The sequence below is a fragment of the Pseudonocardia sp. EC080619-01 genome, from assembly GCF_001420995.1.
In the GTDB taxonomy this organism is placed as follows: Bacteria; Actinomycetota; Actinomycetes; order Mycobacteriales; family Pseudonocardiaceae; genus Pseudonocardia.
Genome location: NZ_CP012184.1, coordinates 1,493,436 through 1,507,005, shown reverse-complemented (window position 1 = coordinate 1,507,005; position 13,570 = coordinate 1,493,436). Strand labels below are relative to the sequence as shown.

The window sequence follows — 13,570 nt, the reverse complement described above, 5'->3', positions numbered from 1 at the left end:
AGGTCCCTTCCGACGACGGCGTCGACCGGTCGTCGGGGAACAACGCGCCGGTGCGAGAGGTGACGTTCCGCTCGAAACGATCACTCCGTACCGCGTGGACGGTCCAGCTTGCGGACACGAACGACATTGCGGAACTTGTGGTCACGGCCGGGACGGGCCGGCGCTCCTCAGCCGAGACCCAGGCCCGTGAGCACCCGGCCGACGCGCTCGTCCTCGCTGCGCAGGAAGGTGCCGAACTCCGGGCCGGGCAGGTAGGCGTCCTGCCAGTTGTTGCGGCGCAGCACGTCCTGCCACTGGGGGGTGCGGACCATCGCGGCGAAGCAGTCGTCGAGCCCGCCCACCTGGCCGGGTGTCAGACCGGGCGGGGCGAGGATCCCGCGCCAGTTGGTCACCTCGAGGTCGATGCCGGCCTCGCGCAGGGTCGGCGCGCCGACGCCGGGGATCGGCGCGCCCGCGGTGATCGCGAGGATGCGCAGCGCGCCGGACGCGATCTGGTCGGCGAACTCGCCCAGCCCGGACACCCCGAAGGTGACCTCGTCGGCGAGCAGCGAGGCGAGCAGCTCGCCGCCTCCGTCGTGCGGGACGTAGCCGACGCGCCGGGGCGGGACCCCGGCACTCTCCGCGACCAGCATCGTCGCCAGGTGGTCCGGTCCGCCGGTCGACGACCCGCCCCCGACGGCGTTGCCCGCCGGGTCGGCGCGCCACGCGGCGAGCAGCTGGGGCAGGTCGCGGAACGGCGAGTCCCGGGCCACCACGACGATCTCGGTCTCGCGGGTCAGCCGGGCGAGCGGTGTCGCCGCGGTGAGGAGCCCGGTGGCGTCGGTGGAGCGGGCGGCGCCGACCAGGCCGAGACCCATGCTCAGCACCAGCCGGTCGTTGCCCGCCTCGTTCACCACCCGGCCCAGTCCCGCGATGCCGCCCGCCCCGGGCAGGCTGAACACCTCGGCCGGGCCGGTGATGCCGGCGTCGGACAGGGCCTTGGCCGCGCTGCGAGCGGTCACGTCGTACCCGCCGCCGGGCGCGTTCGGGACGAGGAACCGCAGCCCGCGGACGGGTTCCGGGCCGCCGCAGCCCGCGGCCGCGCCGGTCGCGAGCGCAACGAGCCCCGCGGCGAGGCCCGCGCAGAACGCCCGCCGGGACGGGCGGGCGGGACCACCGGTGGCGGTGTCGGTCATGGGCTGGGTCCTGTGGTCGGTCCGGCAGGGTGCGCCGGGCACACCCGGACCAGCCTAGTCTGGGCCGGTGGGACGGCGTGGCGGCACGAGGACCCCGCTGGCGCGCCAGTTCCTGGTCTGGCAGCTGGTGGTCGTCCTGGTGCTGCTCGGTGCGGTCGCGGCGCTCGCCGCCGTGCAGTCCGCGGAGTCGTTCCGCGAGACGCAGGGCCGCCGGATGCTCTCGGTCGCCGAGGACGTCGCGTCGGTCCCCACGGTGCGGGAGGCCCTGCAGCGCCGCCAGTACGACCTGCTGCCGTCGTTCGCGCGCAGCGCGGAGAACCTGTCGGGCGCCGACGAGATCGAGATCGTCGACGCGGGCCTGGTCGTGCGCACGTCGCCGGACCCGTCCCGGGTCCGCGAGCGGTTCGATCCCGGGGCGAGCACCGCGCCGGCCGGCCGGGCCTGGGTCGGCGCCCCGGACGGCCGCACGGTGGTCGCCCAGGTCCCGGTGATCGACGACCGGGGTGCGGTGGCCGGGCTGGTGTCCGCCGGGATCCGGGCGCCGTCGCTGTGGGAGTCGCTCGCCGGGGCCCGCACCGAGACGGTCGCGCTGCTCGGGCTCGCGCTCGGCGTCGGCGTCGCCGGGTCGCTGCTGCTCGCCCGCCGGGTCCGCCGGCAGACACTCGGCCTGGAGCCCGGCGAGATCGTCGAGCTGGTGCAGCGGCGGGAGGCGATGCTGCTGGGGATCAAGGAGGGCGTGGTCGGGCTGGACACCGCCGACCGGATCACCCTGCTCAACCCGGTCGCCCGTGAGCTCCTGGAGCTCCCCGGCGCCCGGCCCGGCGACCCCGTCGCCGATCTCGGCCTGGACGACCGGCTGCGCGAGGTGCTCACCGGCGCCGCCGCCGGGGAGGACCAGCTGGTGCTGCGCGACACCCGGGCGCTGGTGCTGAACCGGATGCCGGTGCGCCTCGACGGCCGCGAGGTCGGCGCGGTGGTCACCCTGCGGGACCGCACGGAGCTGACCACCCTGCAGCACCGCCTCGACGCCTCGCACACCGTCACCGACACGCTGCGCGCGCAGGCCCACGAGTTCTCCAACCGCCTGCACACCATCGCCGGACTGACCGAGCTCGGCGAGCACGAGGAGGTGCGGCGGTTCGTCGCGGGGATCGTCGCCGCCTCGGAGGGCTGGCGGCGGGAGGTGTCGTCGCGGGTGGGCGACGCGGCGACGGCGGCGCTGCTGGTCGCGAAGAACAGCCGGGCCGCCGAGCGCGGTGTCGAGCTGACGTTCGACCCGGACTCACGGCTGGAGCCCACCGACCCGGAGCGCGACCCGGACCTGTCCGCCGACCTCGTCACCGTGCTCGGCAACCTGATCGACAACGCGGTCGACGCGACGGCGGGCCGGTCGGGTGAGCGCCGCGTGCAGATCGGGCTGAGCGGTGGCGGGGACGACGACGGCGGCGAGGTCTGGATCGAGGTCCGCGACTCCGGCCCCGGCGTGGCCTCCGAGCTCGCCGAGGAGGTGTTCCGGGCCGGGTTCAGCACCAAGGCCGCCGAGATCGGCGGCCGGGGCCTGGGCCTGGCGCTCGCCCGGCAGGCGTGCCTGCGGCGCGGTGGGATGATCGCGGTGCAGGACGCGGCGGAGGGCACCGGAGCGGTGTTCGTGGCCGTCCTGCCGGTGGCCGGCAAACCGGCGACGACGGGAGAGGAGGTGCAGCGGTGAGGGTGCTCGTGGTCGACGACGACTTCATGGTCGCCAAGGTCCACTCGGGATACGTGGAGCGGATCGAGGGCTGCACCGTCGTCGGGGTGGCGCACCGCGGCGCGGAGGCCCTGGAGCGGGCGGCGGAGCTGCGCCCCGACCTGGTGCTGCTCGACGTGTACCTGCCCGACATGTCCGGCATCGAGGTGCTGCGCGGGCTCCGGACCGGCGCGGCGGACGACCCGTTCGTGCTGGTCGTGACGGCCGCGGACGACCCGGACACGGTGGCCGCGGCACTGCACGGGGGCGCCCTGCACTACCTGGTGAAGCCGTTCGACTCGGCGGCGCTGGCCGCGCAGGTGCACCGGGCCCGGCGACTGCGCCGCGACCTGGACCGGGTCCGCGGCCAGTCCGACATCGACCGCCTCTTCGGCGGCACCGGCGGGATGCCCGCCGGGTCCGCCGGTGGCCCGGAACGGATGCCGAAGGGGCTCACCACCCCGACCGCGGACCTGGTGGCGCGCACCCTGCGCGAGCACACCGGCGCCGGCGACGCCGACCTGTCGGCCACCGAGTGTGCGGAGGCCACGGCGCTGTCCCGGGTCAGCGCGCGCCGCTACCTCGAGCACTTCGTCACCACGGGCACGGCGACGGTGCGGCTGCGCTACGGCGGCACCGGGCGCCCGGAGCGCCGCTACCGCTGGGTCGGCTGACCCGGCGCTCCGGCGGCCTCGTCCTCGGCCTCCGCCGCGTGCTCCAGCAGCTCCCACGCGAGGGGCTCCAGCACCGCCGACGGCAGCGCGTGGCCCATCCCCTCGATCGACACGAGACGGACGGGCGGCGCGGCCCGGCGGCCCGCGATGCGCTCGGCGAGGAACGCCGCGTGCGGCGGCGGGTTCACCGGGTCGGCCGGGGCCTCGACGACGAGAGTCGGGACGGTGATCGACCCGAGCTCGTCGCCGCGGTCCAGCCCGCCCGGGTCGGCCTGGGCGTGCGCGGTCGGTGCCTCCACCCGGCCGGAGTGGGCCATCACGCGTCGTTCGAGCTCCTCGAACTCGGCCGGCTCGAACGGCAGCGCCCCGCCCGAGAGCCGCCGCCAGTGCTCGACCCGCCAGGCGAGCTCGCTGCGCTCGTCGCGCGGGTCGTGCATCTCCTGCCACATCCGCAGCACGTCCCGGGGCGGCCCGGGCAGGCCGGCGAGATCCGCGCCGAGCGCGGCCGTGCAGAGCAGCGCGGCGCTGGCGAGCCGGTCCGGCGCGTCCAGGGCGAGCAGCTGCACCAGCACCCCACCCATCGACATGCCGACGACGTGCGCGCGGCCGATGCCGCACGCGTCCAGCACGGTGAGCGCGTCCCCGGCGAGGTCGGCGATGCCGTACGGGTGGTCCTCGAACGCGTGCGAGGACCGGCCGGTGTCGCGGTGGTCGTAGCGGACCACGCGGTGCCGCTCACGCAGCAGCTCGACGAGGGCGTCGGGCCAGCCGATCCCGGAGGCGTTCGCACCCATCACGAGCAGGACGGGGTGCGCGGGGGTCTCGCGGTGGGCGGGGAGGTCCTCCACCCACAGGGTCACGCCCGGCTCGATCTCGACCTCGCGCTCCACGTGCGCAGCCTGCCAAAGGACGATCACGGGCCGGCGGCCGGGCCCGGACGCGCGACGGCCCGGTCCGCGGGAGGCGGACCGGGCCGTCGCGCGGCACCGGGCTGGCCCGGCGCCGGGTGGCGCTACGAGGGGTCGGTCAGCCGACCTTCTCGATCAGGGCCTGGCGCTGACGCTCGCCGAGACCGGCGGCGCGACGCGAGGCGTCGATGCCGGCCTCCTCCATGACCTTCGAGACCTTCGCCGGGCCCCAGCCCGGGACGCTCTTCAGCAGGTCGGCGACCTTGGTCTTGCCGACGATCTGGTCGGTCTTCGCGCGACCGAGCACCCCGGGGATCGTCTCCTCACCGCTGGCGATCTTGTCGCGGAGCTCCTTGCGGGCGGTGCGCGCGGCGGCCGCCTTCTTCAGCGCCTCGGCACGCTGTTCCGGGGTCAGGGTGGGCAGGGCCATCGCTGACGCCTCCTCTCGGTTCCCAACACCCCGTACCGGGGTGGATTCCCATCGCGGATCGCGGTACAGACTGGCAGAGACCCCCGCGCGACCTGCAGGAACCCCCTCCACGGGGCGTGTCGGACGCCCGCGGAGACCGCTTCCGGGCTGCTCGGCGCAGCTCGGCGACCGCCCGTCGCACCGTACGGGGGATTCCCTGTTCCCGCAGGTCAGAGGCATGAGTGCGGGACGACCGGTCAGAACCCCAGCGTGGTGCGGAGCCCGGCGACGTCCCAGAGGGTGCGGAGCTCGTCGATCCGGCCCTGCCGGACCCGCACCAGCTGGACCGCGTGGACCTCCACCCGGCGTCCGGTGGGGGCGACGCCCGGCAGCAGCCAGGGCAGCTCGTGGTCGTGGGTGAAGGCGAACCGGACCTCGTCGGCGATCCGGCGCACGTCGAGCGTGCGGGACAGCCGGGTCCGGGTGCCGCCGCCGGGCAGCGACGCGGCGACGACGGCGAGGTGCCCGCCCATCGCGTCCGGCCCGGTGCCGCCCGCGCCGGTCGGCAGCTCGGTCCACACCACGCCGTCGCCGAGCACCGCGGTCGCCGGGGCGGGATCACCGCGGTCGTAGAGGCCGTCGGCGGCGTCGTCCCAGAGCCGCGCGACGTCGCGCATGAGCGTCTGCATCGCCGGGGTCACCCGGGAACCGTGCCACGGCGCGGGCCCGCCCGGATACCGGAACGCCCGGGTGGCCGGTGCGGCCACCCGGGCGTTCCGGGACGGGGGAGGGGTCAGGCCGACGCGGCCGGCTTCTCCTCGGGCGGGGCCGGTGTGCCCGGCGCGGTGCGCGGGTCCACCTCGCTCCGGTGCTCGGCCTTCTCGGCGGGGAGACCGGCGTCGCCGTGGTGCGGCTCGGCCTTGTCGTACGACGCGGTCACGCTGATCAGGCGGTGGCCGCGGTAGCGGGCGTAGCGCAGCGACCGGACCCAGTTGTAGAGCGTCCCGAGGCGGTTGCCCCAGCCGATCAGGAACATGACGTGGACGTAGCACCACATCAGGTAGCCGAGCCAGCCGGTGAACTTGACGCCGCGCACGTCGGCGACGGCCTCGCGGGCGCCGATGGTGGCCATCGAGCCCTTGTCGAAGTACGTGAACGGGGCCGGGGTGGTGTCATCGCCCTTGGACCGGGCCTTGATGAGCTTGCCGACGTAGGTGCCCTGCTGCATCGCGACCTGCGCGACGCCGGGCAGCCGGTCGATGGTCGAGACCATGTCGCCGATGGCGAACACGTCGCGCCGGCCGGGCAGGCTGCAGTCCGGGTCGACGGAGAGCCTGCCCGCGCGGTCGACCTCGCCACCGGAGGCCTTCGCCAGCAGCTCGGCCAGCGGCGAGGCCTGCACGCCGGCGGCCCAGACCTTGGTGCGGGCGACGATCCGGTCGGTCCCCTGGGGGCCCTTGACGGTGATCGAGTCGGCGTCGATGTCGGTCGCCATGGTGTTCAGGCGGACCTCGACGCCCTTCTTCTCGAGGGTCTTGCGCGTGTAGTTCTGCAGCTTCTTCGCGAACGGCGGCAGCACGGCGGGCGCGGCGTCGAGCAGGATGATCCGGGCGTCGCGGGTGTCGATCGCGCGGTACTCGCGGGGCAGCACGTGGCGGGCCAGCTCGGAGAGCTGACCGGCCAGCTCGACGCCGGTGGGGCCGGCGCCGACGACGACGAACGTCGTCCAGGCCCGCTGCTCCTCCTCGGTCGGGGCGACCTCGGCCAGCTCGTAGGCGCCCAGGATGCGGGAGCGGAGCAGCCGGGCGTCCTCGATGGACTTCATGCCGGGGGCGTGCTCGGCCCACTCGGGGTGGCCGAAGTAGGCGTGCGTGGCGCCCGCGGCGACGACGAGGGTGTCGTAGGGCAGGTCGATGTGCTGCCCGTCCGGCGAGGCGGCGTGCACGATCTTGGTCTCGAGGTCGATCTCACCGACCTCGGCGAGCAGCGTGCGGACGTTGTCCTGCTTCTTCAGCACCCGGCGCAGCGCCGGGGCGATCAGGCCGGGGGACAGGATGCCCGTCGCGACCTGGTAGAGCAGGGGCTGGAAGAGGTGGTGATTGGTGCGGTCGACGATCGTCACGTCGACGTCGGCGCCCTTGAGGGCCTTGGCCGCCTGCACGCCGCCGAAACCACCGCCGACGATCACGACCTTCTGCCGGCCCGTGCCTTCGTCGTGCCCTGCCGTGCTCACCTGAGTCCGCCCCTCGTCGGTCGGTCCTGGCGCGGGGTCTCCGCGCTCTGCTCGGTGGCCGGTGCTGGGTCCTCGCCGCCGGAGGTGAGAGGGCGGTGAACGACGGCCGTACCGGCCGATGACTACGACGGTATTGACCGCGGGACCCCGGAGCAAACCTCATCGACCCGGAAACGCCTTCCAGAGTCCGAACTCACACGTCGATCATGCACAAGCGAGATGCGCACCCCTCGGGACATGGGACGATGGTCACCATGTGCGGGATCGTCGCCGCGTTCGGCGGGACAGCGGTGGGAGCACCGAAGGACTTCGAGAAGTACGAGCGGATGCTCGCCAGGGTGGCGCACCGCGGACCGGACGACACGGGTGTACAGGTCGTCGGGAACACCTGGCTCGGGCACCAGCGCCTGTCGATCATGGATGTGAGCGGCGGGCACCAGCCGATGTCGGACGCCGACGAGACGGCCTGGATCGTCGGCAACGGCGAGATCTACAACCACGAGCGCATCAGCAAGGCGTTCCCGGACGGCACCGTCCGCACCAAGTCCGACACCGAGGCCGCGCTGCACGCGGTCATGTGGGACGGGCAGGTCGCGGTGGCCTCGCTGAACGGCATGTTCGCCGTCGCGATGGGCCGTGAGGACGGGTCCGGCCTGGTGGCGCGGGACCCGTTCGGCGTGAAGCCGCTCTACTGGGTCCCGCCGGCCGACGTCGGCGGCACCGACGTGCCCTACACCGCCCCGGACCCCGAGGCGACCGTGCTGTTCGCCAGCGAGCTGCGCGCCTTCGACGAGGAGGACCGGCCGTACGTCGAGTCCTTCCCGCCCGGGTGCCTGTGGAGCCCGTCGTCGGGCCTGGTCCGGTTCGCCGAGGCGGTGCCGGTCGAGGTCCGGCCGTCGCGGCGCGCGATCCGCCCCGGCTGGGACGAGGCCGACCTGTCCCGGGTCCGCGAGGCCGTCGTCTCCGCGGTGCGCCGCCGGATGATGTCCGACGTCGGCGTCGGGGTCTTCCTCTCCGGCGGGCTCGACTCGGCGCTGGTCGCGGCGATCGCCGCCCAGGAGGCGCGGGCCCGCGGCGAGCAGCTGCCGACGTTCGCGGTCGGCACCGCCGACTCCGGCGACCTGATCGCGGCCCGCAAGGTCGCCGCGCACATCGGATCGGACCACCACGAGATCATCGTGACCGCCGAGGACATCGGCGAGGCCCTCGACCACGCCGTCGAGGTGATCGAGCACTACGACCCGGCGCTGGTCCGCAGCTCGGTGCCGAACCTGATCCTGGCCCGCGAGGCCGCGAAGAAGGTCAAGGTCGTGCTGACCGGGGAGGGCGCCGACGAGCTGTTCGCCGGGTACTCCTACACCCACACCGACGACTACGCCGACCCCGACACCCTGCAGGCCGAGCTGGTCCGCTCCCTGGAGCAGCTGCACCACCTGAACCTGCAGCGCTGCGACCGCACGACGATGTACTTCGGCCTGGAGGCCCGCGAGCCGTTCCTGGACTCCGGCCTCGTCCGCACCGCGCTGGCGCTGCCGCCGGAGTGGAAGCAGCGCACCGACGGCCGCCCCGAGAAGGCGATCCTGCGGGAGGCGTTCGAGGGCTGGCTGCCCGAGGACCTGCTGTGGCGGGGCAAGGAGCAGTTCGGCGACGGCTCCGGCGCCGGCACCGTGCTCGCCGAGCTGGCCGGCCGCAAGGCCGCCGAGGCCCGGGAGTCCGGGGAGACCCGGTCGGTGCCCGAGCAGCCGGAGTACTCGTGGCCGCTGCGCAGCGAGGAGGAGTACCTCTACTACGAGATCTGGCAGTCGCACTTCGCCGGGATCCGCCCGGACCGCGTCCTGGGCGCGTTCGCGACCGCGTGACCGCGCGCGGCCCGGACCCCGCCGGTCCGGGCCGCGACGGCACTCAGTCACGCGTGGCGCGTGCGGCCGCGGCCAGCTCCTTCGAACTCGGGACGCCGGACGGGTCCGCCCAGTCCTCCGGCCGCCACGTGCCGGACGTGCGCAGGGCCCGCCCGCAGTGCACGAACGTCTCCTCGACGTCGACGACGATCGCCAGCTCCGGCGGGTCCTCCCACAGCCCGAGCACCTCGGCGTCGCGCACCACCCGGCCGTGCCCGTTGACCCGCAGCACGTGCTCGACCCGCGGGACGCAGAACGTCAGCCCGATCCCGGACCGGTCCAGCAGGTTGCGCAGGCTGTCGAGGCGCCGGTTGCCGGGCCGCTCGGGCAGCGCGATCCGCCGTCCGCCGTCGAGGACGCGGGGGCCGTCGCCCGGCGGGTTGCCGCGCGGGGTCACCGTGACCGACCCGGAGGCGCCGACGGTGCCGACGAACGCGAGCGTCGCCGCCGCGACGAACGACGCGGCGACGTCGTCGATCCGGTCGGCGGACTTGTCCAGCACCAGCGGGTGCGGCTCCCCGACGACCTCCCGCAGGTCGGACTCGGTGCGCGGCCCCGGCCCGTCCGCGGTGCGCGGGCCGGCACCGGGGGCGGGGACGGGAAGGTGCCGTCCGGCAGGGACGACCATCGGCGTCCCCGTGACCGGGTCCGGCACGACCTGCGACTCCATCGCGAACACCCGCCGGACCAGGTCCACGGTCATCGTCGCCGCGGGCGGGCCCTCGGCGACGACCGCGCCGTCGCGCATCGCGATCAGGTGGTCGGCGTAGCGGCACGCCAGGTTCAGGTCGTGCAGGACGACGGCGACCGTCGTGCCCTCCGCCCGGTTGCGGTCGACGAGCAGGTCCAGCACCTCGACGGCGTGGGTCATGTCGAGGAAGGTCGTCGGCTCGTCGAGCAGCAGCACGCCGGTGTCCTGGGCGAGGACCATGGCGATCCACACCCGCTGCCGCTGCCCGCCGGACAGCTCGTCCACCGGGCGGTCGGCGAGCTCGAGCACCCCGGTCGCCCGCATGGCGGCGGCGACGGCGGCGTCGTCGGCGTCCCCGTGGCCGCCGAACCAGCCCTGGTGCGGTGACCGGCCGCGCTCGACGAGATCGGCGACGGTGATCCCGTCCGGCGCCACCGGGGACTGCGGGAGCAGCCCGAGCCGGCGGGCCAGCTCGCGGCCGCCGATCTCGCGGACGTCGGTGCCGTCGAGGGCGACGTGCCCGGCGGCCGGGGTGATGATCCGGCCGAGGCCGCGCAGCAGCGTGGACTTGCCGCACGCGTTCGGCCCGACGATCGCGGTGATCCGCCCGGGTGGCAGCCGGACCGTCAGGCCGTCGGCGACCACGCGGTCGTCGTAGCGCAGGACCAGGTCGTCCGCGGTCAGGCTCATGTCGTTCCCCTCGTACGGGCGCGGGCCAGCAGCCACAGCAGGTAGGGCGCGCCGACCGCGCCGGTGACCACACCGACCGGCAGCGCGACGTCGTTCACGAGATGGCGGGCCACCAGGTCGGAGACCAGCACCACCAGCGCACCGATGCCGGCGGCGTGCGGGAGCGACCCGTTCCCCGGCCCGGCCGCACGCGTCGCCAGCGGGCCGCAGACCAGCGCCACGAACGACACCGGCCCTGCCGCGGCCACAGCGGTCGCGACCAGGAGGACTCCGACCGCGATCAGGGCGAGCCGGGCCCGCCCGACCGGCAGCCCGAGCGCGGTCGCGGTGTCGTCGCCGAGCTCCAGCCGGGGCAGTGCCCGGGCCAGCACCAGCGCGAGCGGGACCAGCACCGCGCAGGCCGCGACGAGCGGCACCGTGCGCGACCAGTCGGCCTGGTTGATGCTGCCGGTCAGCCACACCAGGTTCTCCTGCGCGCTGGTCAGCGACGCGCGGATCATCAGGAACGACACGACGGCCAGCAGCCCGGTGCCGATCCCGAGCCCCACCAGCACGAACCGGACGCCGTGCAGGCCGTCGCGGTGGGTCAGGGCGAGGATCAGCACCGTCGTCGCGACCGCACCGAGCACCGCCGCCACCGACACACCGGCCGCGGACAGGCCCAGCAGCACGGTGCCGGCGACCGCGGCGGCGCTCGCCCCGGCACTGATCCCGATGATGTCCGGGCTGGCGAGCTGGTTGCGCAGCAGCCGCTGGAACAGCGCCCCGGCCAGCCCGAGTGCCGCGCCGACCAGCACGGCGGTGAGCGCGCGGGGCAGCCGCAGCCGGAGCACCACCAGCTCGGTGCGCGGCGATCCGGAGCCGAGCAGCGCGGCGACGACGTCGGCGGGCGGGACGAGCTGTGCCCCCGCCGAGAGCGTGACGACGAACGCGGCGAGCACCGCGGCCGCGACGACCGCTCCGGAGACCAGGACGCGTCGCCTCCGACGGGCACGCAGCCCGCGCAGGACCGCGACCCCGCCGGTCGCGTCGGTGGTGTCGGGCGGGGCGCTCACCGGACGAACTTCCGGCGACGCACCAGCGCCACGAACAGCGGCACGCCGACGACGGCGGTGACCACACCGGCCTGCACCTCGGCGGGCGGCACCACGACCCGCCCGAGGACGTCGGCGAGCAGCAGCAGCGACGGGCCCGCCAGTACCGCGAGCGGCAGCAGGGTGCGGTGACCGGGGCCGGTCAGCGCGCGCAGCACGTGCGGGACGGCGAGCCCGACGAACGCGATCGGCCCGGCCGCCGCCGTCGCCGTCCCGGCCAGCAGGACGAGCGCGAGCCCGCACACCAGGCGGTCGGCGCCGGGGCGGCGGCCGAAGGAGCGGGCGACGTCGTCGCCGAGCGCCAGCGCGTCGAGCCGCTGCCCGCAGGTCAGAGCCAGTGCCAGCCCGGCCACGACGAACGGGGCCGCCTGGGCCGCGATCGACAGGTCCCGGCCGGCGACCGAGCCGACCTGCCAGAACCGGTAGTCGTCGAACAGCGTCGGGTTGGTCAGCAGGAACACGGTGATCACCGAGCCGAGCCCGGCCGCCACCGCCGCGCCGGCCAGCGCCAGCGCGGCGGGGGAGACGGTGCGGCTGCTGCGCCCGACCCCGGCGACCCCGCCGACGACGACCGCGGCGAGCGCCGCCCCCAGGAAGCCGAACCACACGTAGCCGGTCAGGGTGGAGACACCGAACACCCCGATGCCCAGCACGACGGCCAGCGCCGCGCCGGTGTTCAGGCCGAGCAGGCCGGGCTCGGCGATCGGGTTGCGGGTCATGCCCTGGGCGAGCACCCCGGCGACACCGAGTGCGGCGCCGGCGAGCAGGGCGAGCACCGTGCGGGGCAGCCGGACGTCGGTGACGACCAGGCTCTCCGGCGTCACCGGCCCGTCGCCGAACAGGGCGTCGGCGACGGTCGCGGGCGCCAGCATCCCGGCGCCGACGAGCATGCTCGCCGTCACCGAACCCGCCAGCAGCACCACCAGCACGACGGCGGCGCGCCGCACCCGTGCCCGCCGGGCCGCGGCGGGCGGGGCGTCCGGCTCCGCCACGGCCGGCGCGGCCGGGCCGGCGGTCACGGTGCGGCCGCGGCCGCGTCCGCCAGGCGCGGCACCGTGCGGTCCAGCGCGAACGTCCAGCCCTGCACCGACGCGGCGGAGAACGCCTGCGACACGTCCCGGTCGGACAGCAGCACGCCGCGGCCGGCGGCGACCGACGGCACGGCCTGCCACAACGGGTCGTTCTCGATCTCGGTCGCGTCCTTGCCGATCGGCTGCATGACGGTGACGTCGGCGTCGAGCAGGTTCATGCGCTCCCGCGAGATCGGCGTCGAGAAGCCCTCGGTGGGCAGCGCGGCGATCTGCGGTGCCAGGGTCATGCCCAGCTCCTCCAGGAACTCCATCCGCCCGGAGCCCGCGGTGTAGGCGGCGTACTCGCCGAGGGTGTTGCGGGCCCCCGACACGACGGTGGCCCCGGCCAGCTGGGGGTGCTGCGCGCGGGCGTCGGCGAAGCGCTGCTCCAGGCCGGACTGCAGCTGGGCGGCCTCCCCGGGGCGGCCGACCGCGGCCCCCACCATGCGGAGCTGGTCGCGCCAGTTCGTCAGGTAGTTCTCCCCGCCGGCCGGGATCGAGACGACCGGCACGCCGAGCTGGGTCAGCCGGTCGTAGCGGTCCCGGGTGCCCGCGGCGCGGGTGTCGAGGATCAGGTCCGGGTCGAGCGCGGCGACGGCCTCCAGGTCGACCTCCAGGGTGCCGAGCACGGTCGGCGGGGTCGTGTAGTCCTGCGGCACCCACGGCCCGAGCCCGTCGCCGCCGACGGCGAGCCAGTCGGCCGCACCGACCGGCTCGACGCCCAGGGCGAGCGCGGTCTCGGCGTCGCTCCAGCCCAGCGCGACGACCCGCTGCGGTTGCTCGGGGACGGTGACCTCACCGAACGCCGTCGGGATCGTGACCGGGAAGGCTCCGTCGGCGGCGGGCGCGGTCGCGCCCTCGCCGCCCGGTGCGGGATCGGAGCCGGAACCGCAGCCGGCGAGGAGGGCGAGGGCCGCGAGGAGCGCGGCGAGGACGGAGGGCGTCCGACGGAGCACGGGGGGTCAGCCTTTCCGGTGATCAGGTTTCGCTTACCTAACCAAA

General features: G+C 75.3%; 12 protein-coding genes. 3 read left to right on the top strand and 9 right to left on the bottom strand.

The features are described 5' to 3' along the window. Positions 1-167: 167 nt before the first annotated feature. Entirely contained in the window at positions 168-1,175 is a 1,008-nt protein-coding gene (locus AD017_RS06915; RefSeq protein WP_060573583.1) for a tripartite tricarboxylate transporter substrate binding protein, read from the bottom strand. 67 nt (positions 1,176-1,242) lie between these two features. On the opposite strand from AD017_RS06915, the gene AD017_RS06910 reads away from it, so the two are divergent. After that, positions 1,243-2,883, top strand: coding sequence for a sensor histidine kinase (locus AD017_RS06910; RefSeq protein WP_060573581.1), 1,641 nt, complete (start codon positions 1,243-1,245; stop codon positions 2,881-2,883). Then, positions 2,880-3,575 (top strand): response regulator, encoded by a 696-nt coding sequence (locus tag AD017_RS06905; protein ID WP_060573579.1) that lies wholly within the window; start codon positions 2,880-2,882, stop codon positions 3,573-3,575. Before AD017_RS06910 ends, AD017_RS06905 begins: the two co-directional genes overlap by 4 nt. Here the strand turns inward: AD017_RS06905 and AD017_RS06900 are convergent. The 4 genes from AD017_RS06900 to AD017_RS06885 form a co-directional block, all read right to left on the bottom strand. Continuing rightward, the gene (locus tag AD017_RS06900) at positions 3,557-4,465 is read right to left on the bottom strand and encodes an alpha/beta fold hydrolase (protein ID WP_060573577.1); all 909 of its coding nucleotides are present in this window, start codon (positions 4,463-4,465) and stop codon (positions 3,557-3,559) included. The genes AD017_RS06905 and AD017_RS06900 overlap by 19 nt on opposite strands. A 136-nt stretch (positions 4,466-4,601) precedes the next feature. Then, positions 4,602-4,913, bottom strand: coding sequence for an integration host factor, actinobacterial type (mihF, locus tag AD017_RS06895; RefSeq protein WP_010236095.1), 312 nt, complete (start codon positions 4,911-4,913; stop codon positions 4,602-4,604). Positions 4,914-5,149: 236 nt separating this feature from the next. Next, the gene (locus AD017_RS06890) at positions 5,150-5,593 is read right to left on the bottom strand and encodes an ester cyclase (protein ID WP_145982682.1); all 444 of its coding nucleotides are present in this window, start codon (positions 5,591-5,593) and stop codon (positions 5,150-5,152) included. A gap of 92 nt (positions 5,594-5,685) precedes the next feature. Continuing rightward, positions 5,686-7,125 carry an NAD(P)/FAD-dependent oxidoreductase gene (locus AD017_RS06885; RefSeq protein WP_010236091.1) on the bottom strand — a complete coding sequence of 480 codons (1,440 nt, stop codon included), beginning with the start codon at positions 7,123-7,125 and terminating at the stop codon, positions 5,686-5,688. Positions 7,126-7,379: 254 nt separating this feature from the next. Here AD017_RS06885 and asnB point away from each other — a divergent pair, with 254 nt between their 5' ends. Next, the gene (gene asnB / locus AD017_RS06880; RefSeq protein ID WP_060573572.1) at positions 7,380-8,984 is read left to right on the top strand and encodes an asparagine synthase (glutamine-hydrolyzing); all 1,605 of its coding nucleotides are present in this window, start codon (positions 7,380-7,382) and stop codon (positions 8,982-8,984) included. 43 nt (positions 8,985-9,027) lie between these two features. Here the strand turns inward: asnB and AD017_RS37360 are convergent, their stop codons facing one another. Genes AD017_RS37360 through AD017_RS06860 form a run of 4 tightly spaced genes read right to left on the bottom strand, consistent with a single transcriptional unit; the run spans position 9,028 to position 13,524 of the window. Next, entirely contained in the window at positions 9,028-10,404 is a 1,377-nt protein-coding gene (locus AD017_RS37360; protein ID WP_060573569.1) for an ATP-binding cassette domain-containing protein, read from the bottom strand. Beyond that, entirely contained in the window at positions 10,401-11,459 is a 1,059-nt protein-coding gene (locus AD017_RS06870; protein WP_010236084.1) for an iron chelate uptake ABC transporter family permease subunit, read from the bottom strand. Before AD017_RS06870 ends, AD017_RS37360 begins: the two co-directional genes overlap by 4 nt. Then, positions 11,456-12,517 (bottom strand): iron ABC transporter permease, encoded by a 1,062-nt coding sequence (locus AD017_RS06865; RefSeq protein WP_082399094.1) that lies wholly within the window; start codon positions 12,515-12,517, stop codon positions 11,456-11,458. The genes AD017_RS06870 and AD017_RS06865 overlap by 4 nt, the downstream gene beginning before the upstream one ends. Continuing rightward, on the bottom strand, positions 12,514-13,524 hold the full coding sequence (locus tag AD017_RS06860; protein WP_060573567.1) for an iron-siderophore ABC transporter substrate-binding protein: 1,011 nt from the start codon (positions 13,522-13,524) through the stop codon (positions 12,514-12,516). The genes AD017_RS06865 and AD017_RS06860 overlap by 4 nt, the downstream gene beginning before the upstream one ends. Between the last annotated feature and the right edge of the window lie 46 nt (positions 13,525-13,570).

Coding starts and splice junctions, on each gene's coding strand:
- AD017_RS06915 (WP_060573583.1), bottom strand. CDS start 1,175: ATGACCGACACCGCCACCGGTGGTCCCGCCCGCCCGTCCCGGCGGGCG.
- mihF (WP_010236095.1), bottom strand. CDS start 4,913: ATGGCCCTGCCCACCCTGACCCCGGAACAGCGTGCCGAGGCGCTGAAG.
- asnB (WP_060573572.1), top strand. CDS start 7,380: ATGTGCGGGATCGTCGCCGCGTTCGGCGGGACAGCGGTGGGAGCACCG.
- AD017_RS37360 (WP_060573569.1), bottom strand. CDS start 10,404: ATGAGCCTGACCGCGGACGACCTGGTCCTGCGCTACGACGACCGCGTG.